23 protein-coding genes are annotated in these 26,334 nt (G+C 34.3%); all 23 read left to right on the top strand.

The features are described from left to right. The first annotated feature begins 11 nt into the window (after positions 1-11). The 23 genes from R6U77_RS01575 (at position 12) to R6U77_RS01465 (ending at position 26,291) form a co-directional block, all read left to right on the top strand. The gene (locus tag R6U77_RS01575; protein WP_319837156.1) at positions 12-1,250 is read left to right on the top strand and encodes a motility associated factor glycosyltransferase family protein; all 1,239 of its coding nucleotides are present in this window, start codon (positions 12-14) and stop codon (positions 1,248-1,250) included. A gap of 3 nt (positions 1,251-1,253) precedes the next feature. Beyond that, on the top strand, positions 1,254-2,255 hold the full coding sequence (locus tag R6U77_RS01570; protein WP_319837155.1) for an NAD-dependent 4,6-dehydratase LegB: 1,002 nt from the start codon (positions 1,254-1,256) through the stop codon (positions 2,253-2,255). Continuing rightward, positions 2,252-3,406, top strand: coding sequence for a LegC family aminotransferase (locus R6U77_RS01565; protein WP_319837154.1), 1,155 nt, complete (start codon positions 2,252-2,254; stop codon positions 3,404-3,406). The genes R6U77_RS01570 and R6U77_RS01565 overlap by 4 nt, the downstream gene beginning before the upstream one ends. A gap of 3 nt (positions 3,407-3,409) precedes the next feature. Continuing rightward, positions 3,410-4,537, top strand: coding sequence for a UDP-N-acetylglucosamine 2-epimerase (gene neuC, locus R6U77_RS01560; protein ID WP_319837153.1), 1,128 nt, complete (start codon positions 3,410-3,412; stop codon positions 4,535-4,537). Further along, positions 4,534-5,610 (top strand): N-acetylneuraminate synthase, encoded by a 1,077-nt coding sequence (neuB, locus tag R6U77_RS01555; protein WP_319837152.1) that lies wholly within the window; start codon positions 4,534-4,536, stop codon positions 5,608-5,610. The genes neuC and neuB overlap by 4 nt, the downstream gene beginning before the upstream one ends. After that, positions 5,603-6,226 carry an acetyltransferase gene (locus R6U77_RS01550; protein ID WP_319837151.1) on the top strand — a complete coding sequence of 208 codons (624 nt, stop codon included), beginning with the start codon at positions 5,603-5,605 and terminating at the stop codon, positions 6,224-6,226. The genes neuB and R6U77_RS01550 overlap by 8 nt, the downstream gene beginning before the upstream one ends. 162 nt (positions 6,227-6,388) lie before the next feature. Then, a complete protein-coding gene (locus R6U77_RS01545) occupies positions 6,389-7,543 on the top strand; it encodes an N-acetyl sugar amidotransferase (protein ID WP_319837150.1) in 1,155 nt (384 codons plus the stop codon). Between the two features lie 493 nt (positions 7,544-8,036). Beyond that, the gene (locus R6U77_RS01540) at positions 8,037-9,077 is read left to right on the top strand and encodes a nucleotidyltransferase family protein (RefSeq protein ID WP_319837149.1); all 1,041 of its coding nucleotides are present in this window, start codon (positions 8,037-8,039) and stop codon (positions 9,075-9,077) included. A 2-nt stretch (positions 9,078-9,079) separates the two neighbouring features. Next, the gene (locus R6U77_RS01535) at positions 9,080-9,769 is read left to right on the top strand and encodes an acylneuraminate cytidylyltransferase family protein (RefSeq protein WP_319837148.1); all 690 of its coding nucleotides are present in this window, start codon (positions 9,080-9,082) and stop codon (positions 9,767-9,769) included. A 112-nt stretch (positions 9,770-9,881) separates the two neighbouring features. Next, positions 9,882-11,384, top strand: coding sequence for a lipopolysaccharide biosynthesis protein RfbH (rfbH, locus tag R6U77_RS01530; protein ID WP_319837147.1), 1,503 nt, complete (start codon positions 9,882-9,884; stop codon positions 11,382-11,384). 15 nt (positions 11,385-11,399) lie between these two features. Next, positions 11,400-12,170 (top strand): glucose-1-phosphate cytidylyltransferase, encoded by a 771-nt coding sequence (gene rfbF, locus R6U77_RS01525; protein WP_319837146.1) that lies wholly within the window; start codon positions 11,400-11,402, stop codon positions 12,168-12,170. Positions 12,171-12,197: 27 nt separating this feature from the next. Further along, complete coding sequence (rfbG, locus tag R6U77_RS01520) at positions 12,198-13,271, top strand: CDP-glucose 4,6-dehydratase (protein ID WP_319837145.1); 1,074 nt, start codon at positions 12,198-12,200, stop codon at positions 13,269-13,271. A gap of 157 nt (positions 13,272-13,428) precedes the next feature. After that, the gene (locus R6U77_RS01515; RefSeq protein ID WP_319837144.1) at positions 13,429-14,211 is read left to right on the top strand and encodes a transketolase; all 783 of its coding nucleotides are present in this window, start codon (positions 13,429-13,431) and stop codon (positions 14,209-14,211) included. Continuing rightward, complete coding sequence (locus R6U77_RS01510; protein WP_319837143.1) at positions 14,212-15,105, top strand: transketolase family protein; 894 nt, start codon at positions 14,212-14,214, stop codon at positions 15,103-15,105. Positions 15,106-15,284: 179 nt separating this feature from the next. After that, complete coding sequence (locus tag R6U77_RS01505; protein WP_319837142.1) at positions 15,285-16,043, top strand: TylF/MycF/NovP-related O-methyltransferase; 759 nt, start codon at positions 15,285-15,287, stop codon at positions 16,041-16,043. A gap of 161 nt (positions 16,044-16,204) precedes the next feature. Continuing rightward, entirely contained in the window at positions 16,205-17,128 is a 924-nt protein-coding gene (locus tag R6U77_RS01500) for an NAD-dependent epimerase/dehydratase family protein (protein ID WP_319837141.1), read from the top strand. Between the two features lie 52 nt (positions 17,129-17,180). After that, on the top strand, positions 17,181-19,046 hold the full coding sequence (locus R6U77_RS01495) for a glycosyltransferase family 2 protein (RefSeq protein WP_319837140.1): 1,866 nt from the start codon (positions 17,181-17,183) through the stop codon (positions 19,044-19,046). Positions 19,047-19,460: 414 nt separating this feature from the next. Next, a complete protein-coding gene (locus R6U77_RS01490; protein WP_319837139.1) occupies positions 19,461-19,838 on the top strand; it encodes a flagellar protein FlaG in 378 nt (125 codons plus the stop codon). A 28-nt stretch (positions 19,839-19,866) separates the two neighbouring features. Then, a complete protein-coding gene (gene fliD, locus R6U77_RS01485; protein ID WP_319837138.1) occupies positions 19,867-22,233 on the top strand; it encodes a flagellar filament capping protein FliD in 2,367 nt (788 codons plus the stop codon). 12 nt (positions 22,234-22,245) lie between these two features. Beyond that, positions 22,246-22,605, top strand: coding sequence for a flagellar protein FliT (locus R6U77_RS01480; RefSeq protein WP_319837137.1), 360 nt, complete (start codon positions 22,246-22,248; stop codon positions 22,603-22,605). Positions 22,606-22,632: 27 nt separating this feature from the next. After that, positions 22,633-23,025 (top strand): flagellar export chaperone FliS, encoded by a 393-nt coding sequence (gene fliS / locus R6U77_RS01475; RefSeq protein WP_406601090.1) that lies wholly within the window; start codon positions 22,633-22,635, stop codon positions 23,023-23,025. A 288-nt stretch (positions 23,026-23,313) separates the two neighbouring features. Then, complete coding sequence (locus R6U77_RS01470) at positions 23,314-24,588, top strand: glucose-6-phosphate isomerase (protein WP_319837135.1); 1,275 nt, start codon at positions 23,314-23,316, stop codon at positions 24,586-24,588. 53 nt (positions 24,589-24,641) lie between these two features. Continuing rightward, complete coding sequence (locus R6U77_RS01465) at positions 24,642-26,291, top strand: phospho-sugar mutase (protein ID WP_319838331.1); 1,650 nt, start codon at positions 24,642-24,644, stop codon at positions 26,289-26,291. Positions 26,292-26,334: the final 43 nt, after the last annotated feature.

Genomic DNA, 26,334 nt, shown 5'->3' with positions numbered 1-26,334 from the left:
ACAAGGTGGATTTGGCTAAAAATGGAGAATATACACTTATATTAAACAGTATTAATGTTTATAGTAAATATAGACCTATGAGTGATGCGGAAATGTTCATACAAAATGAATTTGATAAGGATGCAAGCGGATTCTTATTAGTAGGATTAGGATTAGGTTATCATTTAGCAGAATTATTAAAGCTTGCAGGAAACAAAAAAATTATTGTTTTACCGCTAGCTGAGCAAGAGTTAACTATATTTGGAAAATATGCTATAGACAATAAGATAATTAATTTGCCAAATGTTGAAATTGTTAGAACGAATATGATTAATAATAAGATATTGAGCAATTATCAAGTTATTATTCCTTTATCTTGGATGAAAGCTATAGGTGTTTCACATCCATTATATGATTTTTTGGAAGATATAAAGGAAAGGCAAATGAGCTATCAGTTTTCTTCATTTCTAATGGAGAAAAATTTTAGACAAAATATAGTACGTGATAACATCCAATCTACCTATTTTAAAAGCAGATTTCAAAGTAAATTCGCATGTTTAATCTCAGCAGGGCCGTCGCTTGATGAAACTATTGCAACTTTAGAAAAAATTAAAGATAAGTTTTTTATTCTTTGTGTAGGTGCAGCGTTGAAACCATTGTTGGCAAGACAAATTAAGCCAGATGCTATTGTACTTTCGGATGCAACACAGCTTATTATAGAGCAAATAGAGGATACTGAGTATGATGGCTTGTTGTTTTATCTTTCAACTACCAATAGTGATTTGATAGAAAGTTATAAAGGCAAAAAGTGCATCTTGTTACAAAGGGGTTATACATTGTCAGAAACATATGCAAAGCAAAATGACTTAGATTTATTTGAAGTAGGTGGTTCTGTATCGACAGTAGGGCTATCATTGCTTAAGTATATGAAATTCTCAACGATATTATTATTTGGCCAAGATTTAGGATTTAAAGATAATGACACTCATTCTAAATTTTCCCCTTCAAATACTGCTATTACTATTCAAAATAAATATAATAAAATATTAGCAAATAGCGGAGAACTAATAAACACAAGAGCTGATTGGAATATTTTTAGAAGATGGTTTGAGAGAGAGGCAATGCAGTCTAATGTGAATATCTATAACACAGCATGGCATGGGACCAAAATTGCTAATATACCGTATATTAGCAATGATGAAATATATGCAATGTATGATTCAATAGCACTGGAAAATGATTTTAAAAGTGCATTAAAAGAGGTGAAATAGCTTTTGAAAGGAAAAGTGTTAGTTACAGGGGCTGATGGTTTCATCGGCTCTCATTTAACAGAACAATTAGTACATCAAGGTTATGATGTACGGGCTTTTGTTTATTATAATTCATTTAATTCATGGGGCTGGCTTGACCAATCTACGTCAGAAATTAAATCACAGTTAGACGTATTCGCTGGTGATATTCGTGACCCATATGGTGTAAAGGAAGCGATGAAAGGCTGCACATATGTATTAAATTTAGCCGCACTTATTGCAATACCTTACTCATATCATTCACCTGCTACTTATGTTGATACGAATCTGACAGGTACATTAAATATTGTACAAGCCGCGAAAGAGTTGGATATAGAAAAAGTAGTACACACATCAACAAGTGAGGTATATGGTACAGCATTATATGTACCGATTGATGAAGAACATCCATTACAAGGGCAATCACCGTATTCAGCATCCAAAATTGGTGCTGACCAAATGGCTTTATCATTTTATCGTTCTTTCGATACACCAGTATCCATTATACGCCCATTCAACACCTATGGTCCACGTCAGTCAGCGCGTGCAGTTATTCCAACGATTATTAGTCAGTTAGCAAGCGGGCAAACAACGATTAAGCTAGGTGCTATTAGCCCAACACGTGATTTTAATTATGTGAAAGATACTGTACAAGGCTTTATTTCTGTAATGAATTCAGAGAAATCTATTGGTGAAGTCATCAATATTGGCTCTAACTATGAAGTATCAATTGGTGAAACAGCAGAAATGATTGCGGATATTATGGGTGTTCATTTAACAATTGAAACAGAAGAACAACGTTTACGACCTGAAAAAAGTGAAGTTGAACGTCTCTGGGCAGAAAATAAAAAAGCAAAGGAACTTCTTGGTTGGGAGCCACAGTACGGAGGAAAAGAAGGTTTCCGTAAAGGTTTAGAAGAGACGATTGAATGGTTTACAAATGATAAAAATCTATCCCAATATAAGGTGGATGTTTATAATATATGAATAAACAATGGATGGAATTTACGTTAAGCATTAAACAATTATATAAAAAAGCTTTCATAGCACTACATGAACCGACATTTAATGAAAAAGAAGTGGAATATGTAACGGATTGCGTGGAAACAGGCTGGGTATCTTCAGTTGGTTCCTATGTTACACGATTTGAGGAGGATTTGGCGAAATTCGTTGGTGTGAAGCGTGCCATAGCAGTAGTGAACGGCACTGCTGCTCTGCATATTGCTTTGAAAATTGTTGGTGTAGAGAACAATGATGAAGTATTAATACCCTCTTTGACATTTATAGCAACAGCTAATGCAGTATCCTATTTACAGGCTGTCCCTCATTTTATTGATATAAATGAAGATACATTGGGGGTGGACCCATTTAAGCTAGAACAGTATCTTAATGGAATTGCAGAATTGCGACAAGGAGAATTATATAATAAGCAAACAAATCGTCGAATTAAAGCACTTGTACCAATGCATACATTTGGTCATCCATGTATGTTAGATGAGCTTGTTGCTTTATGTGAGAAATATAAGCTTGTTCTTGTGGAAGATGCAGCAGAGTCTTTAGGTAGTTATTATAAAGGAAAGCATACTGGAACATTTGGTAAAGTGAGTGCCATGAGCTTTAATGGCAATAAAATTATTACTACAGGTGGTGGTGGTGCAATTTTAACAGATGACGAGGAGCTTGCTAATTATGCTAAGCATTTAACGACAACTGCGAAGGTTTCTCATCGCTGGGAGTTTGTACATGATGAAATCGGTTATAATTATCGCATGCCAAACATTAATGCTGCTTTAGGGTGTGCTCAGCTCGAAAAACTGGAGCAATTTATTGAGCATAAGCGAGACTTAACGCGATTCTACGAAAATTTAGTAACAGATATTGAAGGGATACGATTATTTAAAGAGCCTATTGATACAAAAAGTAATTATTGGCTCCAAGTAATTTTGTTAGATGAGCAATATAATCGTGATAAAATACTGAGTTTTTTGAATGAGCAAGGTGTAATGAGTAGACCTATTTGGATGCCTTTACATGAACTTGAAATGTTTAAGCAATGTCCAAAGATGGATCTGTCAATAACAGAGCAATTAAAACAAAACGTGATTAATATTCCAAGTACACCTACGAATGAGGTATAGAAAATGAAAAGAAAGATTTGTGTTGTGACTGGGACTCGAGCAGAATATGGTCTGCTATTTCCTTTAATAAAAAAGCTCCAACAAGATTCTGCATTTCATTTACAATTACTTGTGACGGGAACGCATTTATCACCTGAATTTGGAGATACTTACAAACAAATTGAGCTTGATGGATTCACAATTAATGAGAGAGTAGAAATGCTACTATCAGCTGATACGGATACAGGTGTAGTAAAGTCAATGGGGTTAGCTACGATTGGCTTTGCAGATGCTCTTACTCGTTTGCAGCCTGATTTAATAATTATTTTAGGGGATCGTTATGAAATGCTAGCTGTTGCTCAATCTGCTTTAATTCTGCAAATTCCAATTGCACATCTTCATGGTGGTGAATGTACTTTTGGTGCATATGATGATGCAATCCGACATGCGGTTACCAAAATGGCTACTTGGCATTTTACGAGTACAGAATCGCATCGTAAACGGGTGATTCAGCTTGGAGAATCGCCAAAGCGTGTGTTTAATGTAGGAGCAATCGGTATAGAGAATATTATAAATTTACAACTGCTGAAAAAGAGTGAATTATTTGAGCAGTTGCAACTAGATAAAGGGTTACCGATGTTTTTAATTACTTATCACCCTGAAACAACTGGTGAAATAGACGGTATTTTCAAATTACTTAAAGCATTAGAGAATTATCTGAATGTTAATTTGCTTTTTACAAAATCTAATGCAGACAACGGTGGGCGCAGGATTAATGAGGCGATTCATGAGTTCACACTAACCCATCATAATGCCAAATTATTTGATTCATTAGGGCAACTTAGGTATTTAAGTGCAGTGAAGTATGCTGAAGCAGTGATAGGTAATTCATCAAGTGGATTAATCGAAGTACCTTATTTAGCAACACCGACAGTCAATTGTGGTAATAGGCAGAAGGGACGAGAACAGCCCAACTCAGTTTTCACTACACCGCTTCAAACAGAAGAGATTTATTGTACTATTGAGAAAGCACGAAAGTTTAATAGCGAATATGACCAAATTTTTGGTGATGGTCATGTATCAGAAAAAATTATAGCTGTTTTAAAGGAATTACCATCATTCTCAATAAAAAAGGAGTTTTACGATTTATGAATAAAACTTATATCATTGCAGAAGCAGGAGTGAACCATAATGGTTCATTAGAAATGGCTAAAGAGCTTGTAAAGGTTGCGAAAGAGGCTGGAGCAGACGCGGTAAAGTTTCAAACATTTAAAGCAGAAAATTTAGTAACCAAACAAGCAAAGCAAGCAGACTATCAAGTGAAAAATTTAGGTGAGGCTACGTCCCAATTTGAGATGCTAAAAAAATTAGAGCTAAGCTATGAGGAATTTGAAAACCTACAAGCTTTTTGCCAAGCAGAGAATATCGAATTTTTATCGACACCTTTTGACTTCGAAAGTGTCGATTTTTTGCTAAACAAGCTAGGAGTAGAAATTGTAAAAATCCCCTCTGGGGAATTAACGAATGCACCATTTATTCACTATATGGCAACAAGACGCAAACCTATTATTTTATCAACTGGTATGGCAACAATTGAAGAAATTCATGATGCATTGGCATTTATCGCTTATGGTTTAGCAAAGCCTTCTGAAGTAGTAACAGTAGAGTTTGTGCAGCAATTTTATAAGACAGAGCAAGCAAAAAACGTGTTACAACAATACGTGACACTGCTTCATTGCACAACGCAATACCCAACACCACCTACTTCAATTAATTTAAATGCAATGAATGAAATAAAGCGTGTCTTTCAATTAGCAGTAGGTTTATCAGATCACTCTAAAGGCATCCATATACCACTTGCTGCTGTTAGCATGGGTGCAATGGTTATAGAAAAACATTTCACTTTGGATAAAACATTAGAGGGTCCAGATCATATAGCTTCATTAAATCCTGAGGAATTAAAGCAGATGATTGAGGGGATTCGAGAAGTTGAGCAGGCATTAGGTGATGGTATAAAACAGCCAACTACAACGGAACTTCAAAATCTTATTCCTGTAAGAAAAAGCTTAGTGGCAAAAAAGCCAATTAACATAGGTGAAGTCTTTACAGTCAACAATATGACTGTAAAGAGACCTGGTAGTGGTATTTCACCCTCAAAATACTGGTCTTATATTGGGAAAATGGCTTCAAAACCATATGATGAGGATGAATTAATAGATGAGTAAAGCAGTCATAATCATTGGAAACGGTGGACATGCTTCTGTATTAACAGAAATTTTATTAGCCCAAAAAGAGGAAATAATAGGATTTACTGCACCGACAGTAGAAGAAAATCAATTTACAATTCCTTACTTAGGGAATGATGAAATAATATTAAGTTACCCAATAACAGATGTTGAGTTAGTTTTAGGGATAGGAATGGTACAACCAACACCATTGCGGGCAAAGAAATTCGATTATTTTCATGAGAAAGGCTATGTTTTTAAATCTGTAATACATCCTACAGCTATTATTGCACCTTCCGTAAAGTTAGGATATGGTATGCAAATAATGGCTGGAGCTATTATTCAAACAAATACAAAAATTGCCGATAATACTATTATAAACACTGGTGCATTAATAGATCATGACTGTCACATTGAGCAACATGTACATATAGCACCAGGAACAAAGCTATCTGGCTCAGTTCATGTGAAAAAAGGAACGCACATAGGAGTAGGTGTAACCATTATACAAAGTATAACAATTGGAGCAAATTGTTTAATAGGTGCGGGATCGGTGGTGGTGAAAAACGTTTCTGATGGGGTGACAGCATTGGGAGTACCTGCAAGGGAAGTGTAATTTGATATATTGATTTTAATATAAATTAGATGCAAAAATTGCAGTTATTAAAGATATTTTAATTTTAAACGTAATAAACGCACAATGCTAATATCTATTTGTTAAAAAAATCGATAAAATATTAGGTGTTAGTAAAAAATATTAATTTTACGAGGTGTAATGATGGAAAAGAAAAATTTAATTGAATTATACAATTTACCTGATGAAGTGATTTTTTGTAAGAAATGTACAATATCTAATCAAAGACCTCGAATTACATTTGATGAAAATGGAGTATGTAGTGCCTGTAATTTCACTGAATATAAAAGAAGTAAAATAGATTGGGATTTAAGAGAAAAGGAATTAGTTGAATTACTAGATAAGCATCGAAAAAATGATGGTTCTTATGATGTAATAGTTCCCTGTAGTGGTGGAAAAGATGGCTCTTTTGTAGCCCACCAATTGAAATATAAATATGGAATGAATCCATTAACGGTGACCTGGGCACCACATCTTCCAACAGAACTAGGTAGGATAAATTTGGATAAATTTGTAGATTCCGGGTTTGATAATGTGTTAGGAAGACCAAATGGAAAGGTTCATAGATTAATGACTAAGCTAGCATTTTTGCATTTAGGGGATCCTTTCCAGCCATTTATTTATGGACAAACAAATTTTCCATTAAAAGTGGCTGTACAAAATAATGTCTCATTAATAATGTATGGTGAAAATGGTGAAGTTGAATATGGCGGAAGTATGAAAAATGCCTTCAAGCCAACTCGTGAAATTGCAGATCATGATGAACATTATTTTTCAGGGTTACCACCAGAGTTTTGGATGAATCATGGTGTTTCAGAAGCAGATATTTTCCCATATAAAGCACCAAAATATGAAGATATCGTAAAAAATAAAACAGAGATACACTTCTTTGGTTATTATAAGTTTTGGGATCCACAAGCAAATTATCACTATAGTAAAGAGAATACAGGATTTTCCTCTGCGGAGGAAAGGTCAGAGGGAACGTATTCTAAATATGCAAGTTTAGATGATAAGATTGATGGGTTCCATTACTATCTATCTTATATTAAATTTGGAATTGGCAGAACAACTTCAGATAGTGCTCATGAAATACGAGAAGGTAAATTAACTAGAGAAGAAGGAATTGATTTAGTTAAAAAATATGATGGGGAGTTCCCAGAAAAATATTACAAAGAATTCTTAGAGTATTGTGATATTACAGAAGAACAGTTTTGGGAGGCAATTGATAGCTGGAGATCTGAACATATATGGGATAAAGTTGATGGAAAATGGATATTGAAAAAACATATTAATAAATAAAATAATATTTATACATGTATATTCATGTTTTATCCTATTTCTACAATGTAACACTTTGGGGAAGAATTCCACATCGGAAATAGGATAAGAATTGTATTGTTCTCAGAAATGGTGAGAATTCACTTATTTTCCTACTATATAAAGCGGGCAACGAGAAAAAGCTGCCCGCTAAATTTAGATAAAGTACAGATGTCACTATTCGAACAAACACTACCCGGAATATAATTGTAGTCATGGTATGTACTAATTAATTTTTATGAGTACACTAAAGTTTCTAAAATACATAAAAGTCAGGTTTACATTGGCAAGTAGTAATTTATTTGTAGTGAAAATGAAATGACAGATAAAAATACCTACTGCAAATCTTTAGTTGAATTAAGCGAGGACGAAACTACCTTTAAACGTCTGACTAGTGAAATGTAACAATCAGTGAAGAAGAGGTTCCTACTGATTGAAGGTTCACTTTATATTATTAAAGATGGAAGTGAGATACATGGAAAATTGGGTAGAGTGTCTAGTTAAAGAAAATGCTACATTATTAGAAACAATGAAAATTATTGATGAATCCCCTATCCAGTTTGCAGTTGTAATAGATGAAGAGCACCGTATACTTGGCACCGTTACAGATGGAGATATTCGTAGAGGAATTTTACGTGGTGAGGGTTTAGATATGTTAATTACATCAATTATGAACTCAAATCCAACGATTGCTAAAAGCAATCAAAGTTTATATAAATATAAACAAATTATGCGATCTAAAATGCTGAAGCAATTACCAATAGTAGATAGAGATAATAGGGTTATAGATATACTTTTCATGGATAAATTAGGTGCATCCACACATAAAAATATGGTTGTTTTAATGTTAGGTGGACTAGGGACGAGACTTCGCCCATTAACAAATAACACACCAAAACCAATGTTGAAAATAGGGAATAAACCTATTCTTGAAACTATTGTTGAGGGATTTAAACAATATGGTTATACGAATTTCGTTTTTTCTGTTAACTATAAAAAGGAAGTAATTCAAGATTATTTTCAAAATGGCGAGACTTTTGATGTAACAATTGAGTATGTGGAAGAAACGAAACGTATGGGGACTGCAGGAGCTCTTTCACTATTTAAAAAACAACCGACAGAGCCATTCTTTGTAATGAATGGTGACCTTCTAACACAGATTAACTTTGAACAACTAATGGAATTTCATTTAAAGAATCAATCAGTTGCTACAATGTGTGTAAGAGAATTTGAATATCAAATTCCATACGGTGTTATTGAAACAGCGGATGCAGAGTTAGTATCAATTAAAGAAAAGCCAATTCATCGTAGTTTTGTAAATGCTGGGATATACGTGTTGAATCCAAAAGTATTAGAGTATATTCCAGAAGATGAATTTTATGATATGCCAGCTCTATTTGAACGATTAATTGAAGAAAAACATAAAGTTTCTGTTTTTCCCATTAGGGAATATTGGTTGGACATAGGGAAAATGGACGATTTCCATAGAGCTAATAATGAATTCAAGGGGTCTTAATTATGAAGCCTAAGATTTTAGCAATCATTCCAGCACGTGGTGGCTCTAAGGGAGTACCTCGTAAGAATATTCGAGATTTTGCGGGGAAACCATTAATTGCTTGGACTATTGAAGAAGCAAAGAAATCTAAATATCTAAGTCGTACGATTTTATCATCAGAAGATGAAGAAATAATAGCAGTAGCGGAGCAATATGATTGCGAAGTTCCATTTGTGCGGCCATTAATATTGGCACAAGATGATACACCAGGAATTGTGCCTGTATTACATGCAATTGAGCAGTGTCCAGGTTTTGATTATGTTGTTTTATTACAGCCAACTTCCCCGTTGCGAACTGTGGAAGATATTGATGGTTGCATTGAGAAAATCTTATATCATCAAGCGGATTTTTGTGTTTCTGTAACTGAACCAGAAAAATCCCCTTATTGGATGTATACTATGAATGAGCATGAAATAATGAAACCTTTGTTTAAATTAGAAAGTATCCCTTCAAGAAGACAAGATTTGCGCAAGGTATATGCTTTAAACGGTGCTATCTATGTCGCTAAAGTCGACAAATTATTACAGGAAAAATCATTTTTAACCGCTAATACGCTTGGATATGTAATGTCTGAAGAGAAATCCTTTGATATTGATAATTTAAGAGATTTTAAGGTATGTGAATATCTTCATCTAGAGAATTTAGATAGTTAAAATTATATTTATTAATTATCGAAAAATAATAATTGAAGTGGGTTTTGCTGATTAGGGAAATGTTTTGTGTGTATTTAATCGGTTAAGTAATAATATGTAAAAGAGGGATGTAATGTATAACATAGGTGAAATAATATCTATTGAAGGAAAGGTACAAGCTGTTGTAGCATGTACTAAAAAAATAATCATAACAATGCTTTATGAAAAAAATGAAGTACACTTAGATAAAACAGAAGAGTATACATTTGATGAGCTAGAGAAAAAAATAATTGTAAAAATAGGTGTGATCACACAAGAATTGTTAGAAAAAGTTAAACGTAAACTAATTTTTAATAATGTTGAAGAGTTTTATGATTTATTTCATCAACAGAAAGAGTTTATTGCTGGAGAGAGTCAATTGAGTTATGCAGGGAAAGTTTATAATAAAGATGAAATGATTGCTTTGACTGATGCATCCTTAGACTTTTGGTTAACATCAGGGAGATTTTCCAAGCAATTTGAAAAAGAGTTTGCAAAATATCTAGGGGTTAAATATGCATTGTTGACTAATTCTGGTTCTTCAGCTAATTTACTGGCGGTGTCGGCATTAACTTCACCTAAGTTAGGAGAAAAACGTCTACTGCCAGGGGATGAGGTAATCACTGTAGCTGCTGGCTTTCCGACAACTGTTGCTCCGATTATTCAAAACGGATTAGTTCCAGTGTTTGTGGATGTAGATTTAGGCACATATAATATCTCTGTTGACCAAATTGAGCTAGCTATATCAAAGAAAACGAAAGCAATAGTTATCGCACATACAATGGGGAACCCATTTAATTTAGATATTGTTATGAAAGTAGCTAATAAATATGATTTGTGGGTAATCGAAGATAATTGTGACGCGCTTGGCGCAAAGTATAGTGGCAAATTGACAGGTACACATGGACATATTGGTACATCAAGTTTTTACCCACCTCACCATATGACAATGGGAGAAGGCGGGGCTGTTTATACAAGCAATCCGCAGTTAAAAATGATTTTAGAATCATTTAGAGACTGGGGAAGAGATTGTTGGTGTCCTTCGGGGTGCGATAATACATGTAAGAAGAGATTTGATTGGCAACTAGGTGAACTTCCATTAGGCTATGACCATAAATATACATACTCACATATTGGCTATAATTTGAAAGTAACTGATATGCAGGCAGCTATAGGTATAGAACAATTGGGGAAATTGCCTAATTTTATAGAAAAGCGAAATCATAATTTTAAACGTTTAAAAGAGAACTTATTAGTAGTGGAGGAGCATTTAATTTTACCAATAGCTACTGAAAATAGTGAACCAAGTTGGTTTGGATTTATCATAACTATTAAAGATGGAAATAAGGTTTCACGTAATAAAATGACGCAATATTTAGAAACACATAAAGTGCAAACACGTATGTTGTTTGCAGGAAATCTAATTAAACAACCTGCTTTTCAAAATATCAAATACCGTGTGGCTAGTGATTTAATTAATACGGACAAAATTATGTATGATACATTCTTAGTTGGAGTTTATCCAGGATTAACTGATGCAATGATAGATTATATGAGTCAAAAAATTATTGAGGCAGTCAAGTTTGCTGGAATTTAAATCAGGGGTGAGTATATGAAAGTAGTAATCTTAGCTGGAGGATTTGGAACTAGAATTAGTGAAGAATCCCATTTAAAACCAAAACCTATGATAGAAATAGGAAATAAGCCTATTATATGGCACATAATGAAGATGTATGCTCATTATGGCTATAATGATTTTGTCATTTGCTTAGGTTACAAAGGGTATGCAATCAAAGAGTATTTTGCTCATTACTTCTTACACGAATCAGATGTAACATTTGATTTTAATACTAACGAGCAAATTATACATCAAGCCCATGCTGAACCATGGAAAGTAACTTTAGTGAACACAGGGTTAGAGACTATGACAGGTGGGCGTTTAAAGCGTGTCAAAGAATACATAGGAGATAAAACTTTTATGTTTACCTATGGAGACGGTGTGTCTGATATTAATATTGAGGAGCTTGTAAAATTCCATAAATCACATGGAAAACAAGCAACAGTAACAACGGTACAACCCAGTGGACGTTTTGGAGCATTAGATTTGGCTGAGAATGGAGAGGTTTTAGGATTCAAAGAAAAACCTAAGGGTGATGGTGGATGGATTAATGCTGGATTCTTTGTACTTGAGCCTGAAATAATTGACTATATCGATGGTGATGAAACAATATTTGAATCTGAACCTTTGCAAAACTTAGCAACTAGAGGTCAATTACAGGCATTTAGTCATGGAGGGTTTTGGCAACCGATGGATACTTTGCGTGATAAAAATTTTTTAGAGTCTCTTTGGAAAAAAGATGAAGCGCCATGGAAACTTTGGTGACTATAACATGAATGTGGTGAGTAAACTTTGGTGAATCCAGCTTTCTGGAAAGGTAAAACAGTATTTTTAACAGGTCATACAGGCTTTAAAGGTTCATGGCTATCTATATGGCTTTCTTCAATGGGAGCAGAAGTGACAGGTTTTGCGTTAGAACCACCTACAAGCCCTTCTTTATTTAAATTGGCAGGGGTAGAAAATCTAATATCTTCAAATATTGGAGATATTAGAGATAGTGATGAGCTTGAAAGAGCAATGATTAAAACAAAACCAGATATTGTTATTCATATGGCAGCTCAACCTTTAGTTAAAGAATCATATATTAAACCTGTTGAAACATATTCGACAAATGTGATGGGGACAGTTAATTTATTTGAAAGTATTCGGAAATGCTCCTCAGTTAAGGTTGTAATAAATGTAACAACAGATAAGGTATATGAAAATAAGGAATGGGTATGGGGGTATCGTGAACAAGATTCATTAGGTGGATACGACCCCTATTCCAGTAGTAAAGCAGGATCAGAACTAGTTACGACATCTTATAAGTATTCTTTTTTCAATCCAGCAGAGTATGCTAATCATGGGGTTTCTATTGCTTCAGTTAGAGCTGGTAATGTAATTGGAGGAGGAGATTGGGCGAAGGATAGACTAGTACCTGATTGTATCCATTCATTATTAAAAAATGAAGTAATTACAGTTAGAAATCCCCATGCTATAAGACCATGGCAACATGTACTAGAGCCTTTGAATGGTTATTTATTATTAACAGAAAAATTATATGAAGAAGGGGTAAATTATTCAGGAGCATGGAATTTTGCTTCAAGGGATGAAGACTCCAAGCCAGTCGAGTGGATTGTGCAAAAAATAATTGAAAAATGGGGAGGTGAAAAAAGTCAATATAAAATTGATGATAATAAACATCCTCATGAAGCAGGGTGTTTAAAATTGGATTGTTCAAAGGCAAAAACAATTTTAGGTTGGCAGCAGAAATGGCAATTGGAAATGGCAATTGAGATGATTGTCGAGTGGTTTAAGGAAGCCCAAATAGAAAGGGATATGCTAGGTGTATGCCTAAGACAAATCACTTTATATATGAATGAATAAATAAGGAATAGTAAGGTATTGAAAATCTAATAGAATACAGTTTTATTACATGAATAAGAGTATAAGCTTTTGTAGCCAAAATACTTCTTACTTTCTTGTAACTAAAAATGAAAGAGTATAGGTAAGCTAAGATTATTATTGAATAGGAAAAAAAATAATGAATAATAAAATTAGAGAATTGATTTTAGAAATGATGCATTATTCTAATTCGTCACATATAGGTAGTTGTTTATCAATTGTAGATATCTTGTATGTTTTATATTTTAAAATAATGAATGTCGATTCTAAAGATGTAAACAAAATAAATAGAGATAAATTTATTTTAAGCAAAGGGCATGGAAGTGCAGCATTGTATGCTACTTTAGCTGAAAAAGGCTTTTTTGAAAAAGAATATTTAAAAAAATATTATATTGATGATGGAGTCTTACCAGGACATTTAGATATGCAAGCTGTTCCAGGAATTGAATCATCAGCTGGGTCACTAGGACATGGGTTATCAATAGGACTAGGGATGGCTTTAGCAAATAGAATGGATAATAATAAAGGGCATATTTATGTACTTTTAGGTGATGGGGAATGTAATGAAGGGTCCGTTTGGGAAGCTATAATGTTAGCATCGACTTTAACTGTAACAAACTTAACTGCCATAATCGACTATAATAAATTACAAAGTTTAGGTCGTACTAATGAGATTATAGATCAAAAGAATATTGCCAAGCGTTGGGAAGCATTTGGATGGGATGTATGTGAAGTTGATGGGCATAATTTAGATGAGCTAGAATCTGTCTTTAAAGCAAAAGTCAATGGTCCAAAGGTTGTTATTGCACATACAGTTAAAGGCAAAGGAATTTCGTTTATGGAAAATAAATTGGAATGGCACTACAAGTCACCTAACAGTCAACAATATAGTAGCGCTTTAGAAGAATTGAGAGGGAAATAAGTGAGGAACACTTTTATTAATGTATTAATAGAGGAAGCCAAAAAAGATGATCGAATTTGTTTGATTACACCTGATATGGGATATTCTGTGGTGGAAAATTTCCAAACATTATTTCCAGATAGATTTTTTAATGTGGGAATTGCAGAACAAAATGCTGTTGGAGTTGCTGCAGGATTAGCGTTATCTGGGAAAATAGTATATGTGTATAGCATCGTTCCTTTTGTTACAATGCGTTGTTTCGAGCAAATTCGAGTTGATGTAGCCTATATGAATACAAATGTTAGATTAATAGGGATTGGTGCAGGGTTATCTTATGGTCCAGCAGGTGCTACACATCATTCAATTGAGGACATAGCTATTATGAGAGCTTTACCAAATATGACAGTATGTTGCCCTGGAGATCCGGTTGAAGTAAAAGAGATTATTAAGCAAAGCGTTCTTTATAATGGGCCAATGTATATTAGACTTGGAAAAAATGGTGAGCCTAATATACATCCAGAGAACCAAAAAATTGAAATTGGTAAAGGTATCAAAATGACAGAAGGTGACGACCTTATGTTAATTACAACAAGTAATATGCTTGAACAAGGTCAACTGTTGGTAAAAGAGTTGTTAAATGAAGGGAAAAGAGCGACTTTAATTAGTATGCCTACTATCAAACCGTTCGATAGTGAAATAGTAATTGAATCTTTAAAAAATCATACTGTAATTTATACATTAGAAGAGCATAGCAAGATTGGTGGTTTGGGGAGTGCTGTTGCTGAAGTTATTGCTGAGAACGGTTTAGGTATAAAATTAAAAAGAATTGGGATTAATGACGAATTTACACATAAGATAGGAAGCCAGAATTACTTAAGAAAGAAATTGATTTTTGACAATGTAGAAATTCGGTAGGTTATCTTCATTTAGCAAATTTCTTTTTTGTATTGAAGGTGGAGTGTCAGATATAGAAGCCTATTACTTCTATCTAGATGACAAATTCTATACTTAAATCAGCAGGTGTCCAAATGCCTGCTGATTAACTTATGCATAATTAAGAGGAATTCATTTTATTATTAAAGGAGATAAAGATGATGATAAATAGAACCCCAAATGGATCTTTTGAGAGAAGGCATTCAGAGAAGGACAAACTATCGTATTTTATGGCAGAGGAGTGCTTTGAATCAAGTTCATTAGCAACGTTCGATAAACTTGAGGCGTTCCCAAGGTTTGTGACAAAGAGAAGTTTAAGTAGGTTTGTTGTTAAATATGAAATATATAAGCAAATACTAAATGTCAATGGAGTAATTATTGAATGTGGTGTTTTTAATGGAGCAGGTTTGTTCACATGGGCTCAGCTTGCGAATATTTTTGAACCAACAAATTATAATAGAAAAATTATAGGATTTGATACATTCGAAGGATTCCCTAATGTAAATGAACAAGATAATAGTGAGATACATAAGCCGCAAATAGGTGATTTAAGGGGAGATAGTTTAAAAGAGTTAAATAAAGCAATTGAAAAGTATAATAGTGAAAGACATTTATCACATATTGAAAATGTAGAACTTATAAAAGGAGATTTTTTAACAACGTCAACTGACTATCTTCAAAAAAATAAACACTTATTAGTTTCTTTATTATATTTAGATTTTGATCTTTATGAACCAACAAAGAGAGCATTAGACATTTTTTTACCTAGAATGGGGAAAGGATCAATCATTTGTTTTGATGAATTAAATTGTGAAAACTATCCAGGTGAAACATTAGCTTTATTAGAGAAATTGGATATATCGAATTATCAAATAAACAGACTGCCAATTGATCCGTGGATTTCTTATATTATACTGTGATGAAATCTGAGTTTAGTATATGTAAATAAATAATTAGATAATAACCCAAATATTTTTAACAACTCCTGATACCATTTTTACAAGACAATCTACATTAAAAGTTATTGTAATCTAATAAATTACATAGTAAATATACCAATTTAAGAGGGGGATGGTGATAAATGGTAGGTGAGGCGGTTATGAAACGAATTGTCATTAATGGTCCAACAGGTGCTATTGGTATGGCATTAATAGAAAAATGCATAAAAGAAAAGATAGAAGTTCTAGCTATTTGTCGAAGAGGCTCTACTAGAATGGGGAATATACCTAAATCTAAATATATAAAAGTTATTGAATGCAATTTATCAGAAATAATAAATTTAAAATATGAGGGTGGATTTGAAGTTTTTTATCATTTAGCTTGGGAAGGCACAACTGGTGAAGCAAGAAATGATGTTTATCTACAAAATAAGAATGTTCAATATACTTTAGATGCGGTTCATTTAGCTAATAGGCTAGGGTGTCACACATTTATTGGAGCAGGTTCGCAGGCTGAGTATGGTAGATTTGAGGGGAAACTAGAATCGACAACACCTACATTTCCTGAAAATGGATATGGAATGGCTAAACTTTGTGCAGGACAAATGAGTAAGGTATTATGTAAACAATTAGGAATTAAAAATATCTGGGTTAGAATCTTAAGTGTGTATGGCCCTTACGACAATATGAATACAATGATTATGTCAACAATAGATAACTTGTTAAATGGATTAAAACCTGTATTCACAAAAGGTGAACAAATGTGGGATTATTTGTATAGTGGAGATGCTGCTGAAGCATTATATTTAATAGGTATTAGGGGGAAAAATGGGAAGGTATACTGTCTTGGGAGTGGCAAAGCACGACCTCTATATGAATATATTAACAAAATCCGTGATTCTGTAAATCCAAATTTAACAATTGGTTTAGGAGAGATTCCATATAATGAAAATCAAATAATGCATTTATGGGCAGATATAGAAGATTTAAAATTAGATGTAGGCTTTTTTCCCACTGTAAATTTTTCTAACGGAATAAAAAAAACTATTAAAACTTTAATGAATTAATAAAAAATTTTAAGCTGTAATTTAGAGTTGTTTTGAAAAGGGGATAAAGTTGATGGACCATAAGTCAAATACTTTTGAGTTTAGCCTATTTACAATTGAGATTGATAATTTATTAGAACAAGACCTGATTGATAGAGTTATACAAAAGTATACAGATACTATAATTAGTATAGAAAAGAATGAGATTAAGTTGGATACTTACATTAAAGGGAAGTTATATGCTGATTTTGCATATTTTCTATTTAGTATCCAAGAATATAAATCCTGCTTTCAAATGTTACAAAAGGCAGCACAATGGGGTTACTCAAGGGAAGAAATAGAAAAGGTACTATGGGAAGCTTTTGTTGAACCTAATATAGATGACTTTAAATCAATATATGAAACTAACATGAATTATTTAATAAGCAGTAATATTATCAATGTTAGGAACTTTATAAGATTTGAACAATTAGATTACTGGTTATTACCGACAGGTGTAACGAATCAATTCTATATATATAATAAACGTAAGAAAATTATTGAAGAAGAAATAAATTTGTATGATTCAGAAAATATAGAGGAACTATCAAGTGAAGACGTGTTTTCCGATATTTTAGTATATGAAAGTTATAGTTGGAAAAATATCTTAACATTCCATAATCCAGCAAAAAAAATAAATAAAAAGATGTATATTGTTTTAAAAAATATCAATAAATTTCTCTCATGTGTACAAGGGGCACTTTTAAGTGAAAAAATTATTTCTAACGCTATAATATTTGATAGCTTTGGTAGTATGGATGACTATTTTAAAAACAATAAGGTTTATTTGCCTAGAAATATAATAAATTTAGTAGATCATAGTAATACAGCACAAAATTACATTAATGCAATTCATAGTCATAGATTGCAAAGAAAAAGAATTGAAGGGGATAATAATATACTCCTTAGCGTGTGTATACCTACTTATAATAGAGGACATAGGGCATATGAAAATATAATTCATCTTTTACAAATGAAATATGATGAAGAAGTAGAATTTATTATTTCTAATAATGGGACAAATAATGAAACTCAAAGCTATTACTCAAAAATTAATATATTTAACGATGCACGAATAAAGTACTTTGAATTCGAAGAAAATATGGGATTTGCCCTTAATTTATGTAAAGTGTGTGAATCAGCAGAAGGAAAATATATTTTATTATTAAGTGATGAGGATGTGGTTAATTTTTCCTTTTTAGATAATGTTATGGCGACATTGATTCAATCTCAAGGCGCATTATCTATTTTAAAAGCATCTTCAGACTATCAGAATAGGCAGCCAACTAAATTTGCTAAAACAGGGAAAGATGCTCTTCTTGCATTTATGTTGACTAGTAATTATATGTCAGGAATTGTATATAACAGGGAATTGTTAATACAATATAAGGGGATCGAATACATAAAAGAAAATTTAAATAATGCTGCATGCTCAATATATCCTCATATGGTATGGGAATTAATGTTATGTCAATCTGGAAACGTTCAAAGTACAGAATCTATTTTAGTCTTTGAAGGGTCTCCAGAGGAAATGGAAAAGGAACATGTAGAATATGTGGATGGTAATATTGATATTTCATACTATGCTAAAATAGAAAGCAGATTACAACAACATAAAGGATTTGCACAAATAATTGACTTATTAGAGCTAGGTGAGAAAGATGCTGCCTTCCGTAAGATGATGTATATGAAACTTTGTAGTAAGACACTGTATTTAGTAGGTGTATCTATTAACGTGTTTTACAAAAAGACGAGTTTGGATATATTTAAAATTCTTAATGAGACATACGAGTATTGTATAAGTGCAGATTTCGCCAATTTATTCTTTGATGACTATGAAAATGATGTCAGCAAGATAGAGGAATACTGTTTATATTTAAAAACCAATTTTATAAAATAGAATATCCAATATTTTCTGAAACGAAAAATTAATTCATTTTTAGCTTAATTATGATATCGGGACAAAGTCTAGCTGAAAAATAAAGGGCTCTGAAGATTTTACATATAGTGAAATTTTCAGAGCCTTATTTTTATATAATTGAAGCGAGCACCAATAAATTTATATTTGTTGGGAAGATGATAAAACAAAAAGAAGAGCACTAAAATACTTAATCATGTATAGAAAGTCATATTGCCGTTGATGAAATAATAATAGAAATAGGAATTTAGTAGGTGTCATGCAATCGCTATTTCTATATTAGAATTCATGTTGAAACTTAACTTTAACAATGTACTATAAAAGACTGTAATTCTTTTTTTTTGAACCGATATTATTAACAAGGATATCTGTATTAGATTCAAGGAGGATGAAAATATGCGTATTACAGGGAGTGCAGATACAGGTTCAGTAGCTATTCCTCAAGGGAAGCCTGTTGTAGAGAAAGTAGTGCAGCAAGGAAGCGAAACTACAGTTCAAAATGAGACACCTATTAATGAACAAGTGCAGCAACCAAGCAACGACAGTGAAGCAAAAGCCAAATTACGAGAAGTTGTCGAAACAATGAACAAGATGTTAGAAGTTCATAATAATGCTGCTAAATTTATGTATCATGATGGCTTAGAGCGATATTATGTAACTGTAGTAAATCGGGAGACAGAAGAAGTGATAAAAGAAATTCCACCTAAAAAACTTCTTGATGCCTTCTATGAAATGCAAAAATTATTCGGCATGATTGTAGATGAGAAAATATAATATATATTTAAAAAACGGAGGAACAAATATGGTAACGAGAATTGGCGGATTAGCATCCGGTATGGATATTGATGAGTTAGTAAAGAAATTAATGACGGCAGAAAGAGCGCCATTAAACAAACTTTTCCAAAATAAACAACGTTATGAATGGCAACGTGATGCATATCGTGATGTAAACAAAAAATTAAAAACATTTGATACGTATATTGCAGATAATCTAGTATTAAAAACTTTCAATTCTAAAACAGCCTCAAGCTCAAACTCAAATTTAGTTTCAGCAATAGCAACAGGTAAAGCGACAGGCACATTGTCAATAGAGGGTGTGTCTCAATTAGCTGAAGCTGCACGTATCACAAGTGGACAAGTGAATGCTAATGGTGCTACAAAAATGAATACACTAACTTCTGGTACTATTGAATTTAGAGCAGTTCAAGCTGATGGGACAATGGCTAGTGAGACAACAAAAATTGATATTACGAATGATATGACGGTTAATGACTTCGTCAAAAAAGTAAATGAAAGTGGGGCAGGTGTATCAGCAGTTTTTGAAAACGGGCGCTTTTCATTTACAGCAAAGAATACAGGTAAGGGAAATATCGAAATTGTAGGAAATACAGGTGGTATGAATCTTACAACTGGAGCTGGAGCGAGTATTCGTGAAGGCAAAAATGCAATTTTTCAAATAAACGGTATTGCAACAGAACGTTCTACTAATACATTTACTGTAAATGGATATAGTGTTACTTTGAACTCAACATTTAATGGTGAACGAGCTAATGCTGAAAAGTATAATGCAGCCTATAGAGAATGGAAAAATACAACTTCAGCTGCATATAGCCAACAATTGATAGATGCTGGAAATGCTAAGCAAACAGCTACTGACGCTTATAATGATGCAGAAACAGATTATAACAGCGCTAAAACAGCATTTCTAGGTACAGTATCCATTTCAGAAGGAGATAGAACGGCATTTGCTACTATTAATAATCCATTGTTAGCTCGTAGTTTAAGTGTAGGTGAAGTAAGCACAATTAGTAGTAGCGTAGTTACAAGTGAACAAGAGTTACAAGATTGGTTAGATTCTTCAGGAGATGAAGCACTTAAGCAAAAATTAAAGGATGCGAATGTGACATTTGACCAATTTAATGCAATGAAGTCACTTGACCATGATAAATTGCAAAGTCTATCTGCGCAATCTATGTATGATTCATTAGGGGCATCGTTTTTAGGTGGACTGACAGCTGATGAGAAGAATTTACTAAAAGGAATAAATCCATCAACAGAAGAAGATTTCAATTCTCAAATCGCTACTTGGTCAAATGGATCTGATGATGAAAAAGCATTGGCTGCTAAGCTAGCAAGCTTAAATAGTGCTCAAAAATCTACTTTACGTCAATTATCGGATGAGGATTTAGATAAAATGACGGACTTAGGAACTGCACAACTTAATCGTAACGCAAAGCTTGGAGATAAAAATGTGAAAGATGCTGAATATCAATCATTAGTAGATAGACAGGCTACTGCTCTCACTAATTTTAAAGAGGCGTATAAGCAACAAAAGGGGACTGATTATACAACTGGTGATCCAGGAGAAATTGCCGAAGTGGATATGCCGGTAGCTTCAGCAACACCAGTAACATTAACATCTACTACAAATGTAGATGATATGATGCAGAAAATTAAAGATTTTGTTAATACTTACAATGGTTTAATTAAAGATTTAAAAGACCAAACTACTGAATCAAAATATCGTGATTATGCTCCTTTAACATCTGAACAAAAAGAGACGATGAAAGAAAATGAAATTAAGCTATGGGAAGAAAAAGCGAAAAGTGGTTTACTTCGTAATGATGCGTTGATTCGTGAAGGGCTTAATCAAATGCGCTCTCTCATCTATGAATCTAACCCAGGATTAGAGGATTCTAAATTTAATACATTATTTAGTGTAGGTATTACAACATCTAAAAACTATAATGAGGGCGGTACTCTGGAAATTGACGAAACGAAATTACGTCAAGCATTAGAAGAAGATCCAGATGCAGTAGAACGCCTATTTAAAAATTCAAATGGTAAAAAAGAAGATGTTATCCAAGTAAATGAAAATGGGAATGTTATTTCTAAAACTGTGGATACACGTGGCTATTTAGATAAACTACGTGATTCAATGAAATCATTTGAAATTTCTATTGAGAAAAAAGCTGGACGCTCAACAATGACAGATGCCCAATACTCTATTGGTAAGAACTTGCAGGATTTAGAAAGTCGAATTAAAACCTGGCAAGATAAGTTGAAAAATGTAGAAGCACGTTACTGGAAACAATTCGGTGCAATGGAAGCTGCAATTAATAAAGCAAATCAACAATCAGCAATGTTATTTTCAGGTCAACAACAGTAAGGAGTTTAACTAATGGATAAACTTCAGCATTTATTACAAATCTCAGCTAAACTATATCAACATTTGACGGAAATTCCTTCAGGTGAAGACCGTAATAGCTATATCGAGCAGATTAGTATATTGCTTGAGGAGCGAGGCGGTTTTATGCAAAATTTATTAGCTGATGGCTTTAAATTTGATCAAGCTAACCGCTCACATCAAATGCTAGCAGAGCTCGACAAAGGTATTCGTGAACGACTCGACAAAGTGATGGAGGCTGTGAAAGAGGATATGAAAGAGCTAAATAATGCAAAGAAGAATGAAAAACAATATATCAATCCTTACTCAAGCGTTAGCACAATGGACGGACGTTACTACGATAATAAGCAATAATAAGGAGTGTCGTGATTGACAGCACAAATGAATGCTTACAACGCATACAAACAAAATAGTGTAACAACTGCTTCACCAGGGGAATTGACGTTAATGCTATACAATGGGTGTATTAAGTTTTTAGGCAAAGCAAAAGTCGCTATTGAAGAGAAAAATATTCAAGAGAAAAATACGAATATCCAAAAGGCACAAGCGATTATTGCAGAGCTGATGTCTACACTAAATATGGATATTGAAATTTCTAAACAAATGTTGCCATTGTATGAGTATATGAATCATCGTCTAGTCGAAGCCAATATTCAAAACAGTACAGAGATTGTTGATGAAGTAGAAGGACTAGTAACGGAATTCCGTGATACATGGAAGGAAGTACTGAAAATCACGCGTCAACAACAGTTTGGTGGTACAAAGCAAGTTTAATTAATAAATAAGACCGTATAAAGCAGAAATAATTCTGTGTTATGCGGTCTTATTTTTGTAGTAAATCTACTAGAGATAATTTCCTTTGAATTTTATAAATTATTACCGATAATTAAAGCGAATAGTTATTGTACAAATTTCTAATATGTGAAGTTTATTTGGAGTTAGAATGATTTATATATTGCTTATTGCTGTAACAATAAAGAAATTATAAGATAAGTATATGTTTTAAGCTATCAGCAAACATGTATGTATCATTATGCCAATTTAAGAACTGAGGATGAAGCTATGAAAATATTATCCCTTTATTCTCCAATAAATAATAATGATATATTAATTTATAGAGAAAAAGTTGAAAAAATTCATCATGCATTATTAACGTATAAGGCAACTGAGTGGATAGATTTTCCCCTTCAAAATCGAGAAAAACTATTAGACTCTATCCACTATGTTGCCAATGAAATCAAAGCATGCGCAGATGTTCTTGTGGTCATCGGTGTTGGCGGCTCCTTTTTAGGTGCACGTGCTATTCAAGAGGCATTAGCGCCTTATTTTGGTTTGCCAAAAGGCGGCATCGAAATTGTTTATGCTGGATTAAATATGAGTGGTGCTTATATCAAAGAGTTGCTTGCTTATTTAGATGGCAAACAGGTCTATGTGAATGTTATTTCAAAGTCTGGTGGCACAATGGAGCCAGCACTTGCTTTCCGAGTACTGCGCCTGTATATGGAAGCGCGTTATGGAGATAAGGCAGTAGAGCGTATTATTGTCACAACAGATGAAGAGAAGGGCATTTTAAAGAATATGGCGGATAAGGTGGGCTATCGTCAGTTTGTGATTCCAGATGATGTTGGTGGGCGTTATTCTGTATTAACGGCTGTTGGTCTATTACCTGTGGCAGTTGCGGGTGTCGATATTCAGGAGCTAATGGATGGCGCACGTCATGCAGCGACTGAACTGGCACAGCCTGAATTGGCCTTTAATGATGCCTATAAATATGCTGTGATGCGTCACATGCTGTATGAGCAAGGCTATACAAATGAGTTACTTGCCTCGTTTGAGCCAGGCTTAAGCAAATTCCATGAATGGTGGAAGCAGCTATTTGGGGAGAGTGAAGGGAAGGACCATAAAGGGCTGTATCCTTCAACAGTGACATTCTCGACCGATTTACATGCAATTGGGCAATATATTCAAGACGGTCGTCGTATTTTATTTGAAACATTGCTCCATTTCCATGAAATTGAAGGCGATATGGCAGTGCCTTACGATGCACGTGACGAGGATGGCTTAAACTATTTAACGAATCGCACCTTTAATGAAATTAATGCGATTTCGAAGCAGGGAACGGCTTTAGCCCATGCGGAGGGGGATGTACCGGTCATTCAAATTGAATTACCGAAGCTGGATGCTTATCATCTTGGGTATTTAATTTATTTCTTTATGAAGGCTTGTGCGATGAGTGCCTGTTTATTAGAGGTCAATCCATTTGACCAACCAGGGGTAGAGGCATATAAACGTAAAATGCTTGAATTATTGAAAGAAGAAAAGGCGGTAACAGAGTGAGTGTACAAGAGCGATATGAACAATGGAAGCAGCAAAACTTACCGAACGATTTAATGGAAGAGTTAACAGCGATTGCTGGAGAAGAACAGGCAATAGAGGATCGATTTTATCAAGATCTCTCATTTGGTACAGGGGGTATGCGTGGAATACTTGGTGTAGGCACAAATCGTATGAATCTCTATACGATTCGCCGTGTAGCAGAAGGACTAGCACGTTATGTAGAAGCGAATGGAGAAAGCGCAAAGGCACGTGGTGTTGTACTTGCTTATGATACACGTCATTTCTCGTATGAGTTTGCTTGTGAAACAGCACGTGTTTTAGGAGCACATGGCATTCGTGCTTATGTTTACAAAGAGGCTCGCCCAACGCCACAGCTATCGTTTACAGTGCGAGAATTGAATGCCTATGCGGGTGTGGTCATTACAGCGAGCCATAATCCGAAACAATATAATGGCTTTAAAGTATACGGGGAAGATGGAGCACAGCTGGTACCAGCTGGGGCGAATGCGATTATCCAGCATATGCAGGACATTGAGGATATTTTCTCCATTGATGTAACAGAGCTTGAAACATTGGAAGCACAAGGGCTTCTTACATGGTTATTAGAGGGGCTTGACGCAGCTTATTTGCAACAATTACTGACATTGAAGGACACACGTAAAGTTGCACTTGATATGAAGCTTGTGTATACACCTTTACATGGTGCTGGTTTAGTCCCTGTACGAGAGGGTTTACGGGCATTTGGCTTCACAGATGTAGCGATTGTCGAGGAGCAAGCTGTGCAGGATGGTTCGTTCCCAACTGTGACCTATCCAAACCCAGAGGAGGCAGCAGCCTTTACACTGGCAATGGCCAAAGGGCAACAAGTGGGTGCCGAGCTATTGTTAGCGACAGATCCAGATGCAGACCGCTTAGGTGTAGCGGTATGGAATGGAGTACGTTATGAGCTGTTAACAGGCAATCAACTTGGTGCTCTATTATTGCATTATTTATTAGAAACAAAACAGCAAAAAGGCATACTACCTGACAACGGGGTCATCGTAAAAACGATTGTGACAGCCGAGCTGGGGGCAAAGATTGCAGAGAGCTTTGGCGTGGTCACAGAAAATACACTGACAGGCTTTAAATACATTGCAGAGAAGATTGCGCACTATGAAGCAACAGGTGAGCAAACCTATCTGTTCGGTTGTGAGGAAAGCTACGGTTATTTAATCGAAACCTTTGTGCGTGATAAAGACGCAGTACAAGTGGCATTGAAAGTAGCCGAAATGGCAGCGTTCTATGCATTACAAGGGCATACCTTATTAGATCAGTTAGAGCATCTTTATGAAACATTTGGCTATTACCAGGAAACACTTATCTCACAAGTATTCGAAGGTAAAGATGGGCAAGCAGCAATGCAAGCCATTTTACAGCGTTTACGTGACCAGTTGCCAACAGAAATCGCGGATTTAGCTGTGCAACGCGTGGAAGATTATTTAGCAGGACAAGCAACGCTAGCAGATGGTCAGACAGAGTCACTTACATTACCAAAGGAAAATGTCTTGAAATTTGTGCTAGAAGACGGCACATGGATTGCCGTTCGTCCATCAGGCACAGAACCGAAATGTAAGTTTTATATTGGGGTTGTGGATGAGACGATGGAGGCGGCACAGCAGAAGTTGGAGGCTGTAAAGCGAGCGGTATTAGAAATCGTTAAATAAGTAGACAAATTAAGTTATTATAAAGACTGTATGAACCAGAAAC

This window comes from Lysinibacillus louembei (assembly GCF_033880585.1).
GTDB lineage: Bacteria > Bacillota > Bacilli > Bacillales_A > Planococcaceae > Metasolibacillus > Metasolibacillus louembei.
This window is presented reverse-complemented; position numbering and strand designations above follow the sequence as displayed.

What these genes read in the sequence shown, in the direction of transcription:
- R6U77_RS01565 (WP_319837154.1), top strand. Translation starts at nt 2,252, where the DNA reads ATGAATAAACAATGGATGGAATTTACGTTAAGCATTAAACAATTATAT.
- neuC (WP_319837153.1), top strand. Translation starts at nt 3,410, where the DNA reads ATGAAAAGAAAGATTTGTGTTGTGACTGGGACTCGAGCAGAATATGGT.
- neuB (WP_319837152.1), top strand. Translation starts at nt 4,534, where the DNA reads ATGAATAAAACTTATATCATTGCAGAAGCAGGAGTGAACCATAATGGT.
- R6U77_RS01550 (WP_319837151.1), top strand. Translation starts at nt 5,603, where the DNA reads ATGAGTAAAGCAGTCATAATCATTGGAAACGGTGGACATGCTTCTGTA.
- R6U77_RS01545 (WP_319837150.1), top strand. Translation starts at nt 6,389, where the DNA reads ATGGAAAAGAAAAATTTAATTGAATTATACAATTTACCTGATGAAGTG.
- R6U77_RS01540 (WP_319837149.1), top strand. Translation starts at nt 8,037, where the DNA reads ATGGAAAATTGGGTAGAGTGTCTAGTTAAAGAAAATGCTACATTATTA.
- R6U77_RS01535 (WP_319837148.1), top strand. Translation starts at nt 9,080, where the DNA reads ATGAAGCCTAAGATTTTAGCAATCATTCCAGCACGTGGTGGCTCTAAG.
- rfbH (WP_319837147.1), top strand. Translation starts at nt 9,882, where the DNA reads ATGTATAACATAGGTGAAATAATATCTATTGAAGGAAAGGTACAAGCT.
- rfbF (WP_319837146.1), top strand. Translation starts at nt 11,400, where the DNA reads ATGAAAGTAGTAATCTTAGCTGGAGGATTTGGAACTAGAATTAGTGAA.
- R6U77_RS01515 (WP_319837144.1), top strand. Translation starts at nt 13,429, where the DNA reads ATGAATAATAAAATTAGAGAATTGATTTTAGAAATGATGCATTATTCT.
- R6U77_RS01505 (WP_319837142.1), top strand. Translation starts at nt 15,285, where the DNA reads ATGATAAATAGAACCCCAAATGGATCTTTTGAGAGAAGGCATTCAGAG.
- R6U77_RS01500 (WP_319837141.1), top strand. Translation starts at nt 16,205, where the DNA reads ATGGTAGGTGAGGCGGTTATGAAACGAATTGTCATTAATGGTCCAACA.
- R6U77_RS01495 (WP_319837140.1), top strand. Translation starts at nt 17,181, where the DNA reads ATGGACCATAAGTCAAATACTTTTGAGTTTAGCCTATTTACAATTGAG.
- R6U77_RS01490 (WP_319837139.1), top strand. Translation starts at nt 19,461, where the DNA reads ATGCGTATTACAGGGAGTGCAGATACAGGTTCAGTAGCTATTCCTCAA.
- fliD (WP_319837138.1), top strand. Translation starts at nt 19,867, where the DNA reads ATGGTAACGAGAATTGGCGGATTAGCATCCGGTATGGATATTGATGAG.
- R6U77_RS01480 (WP_319837137.1), top strand. Translation starts at nt 22,246, where the DNA reads ATGGATAAACTTCAGCATTTATTACAAATCTCAGCTAAACTATATCAA.
- fliS (WP_406601090.1), top strand. Translation starts at nt 22,633, where the DNA reads ATGAATGCTTACAACGCATACAAACAAAATAGTGTAACAACTGCTTCA.
- R6U77_RS01470 (WP_319837135.1), top strand. Translation starts at nt 23,314, where the DNA reads ATGAAAATATTATCCCTTTATTCTCCAATAAATAATAATGATATATTA.
- R6U77_RS01465 (WP_319838331.1), top strand. Translation starts at nt 24,642, where the DNA reads ATGGAAGAGTTAACAGCGATTGCTGGAGAAGAACAGGCAATAGAGGAT.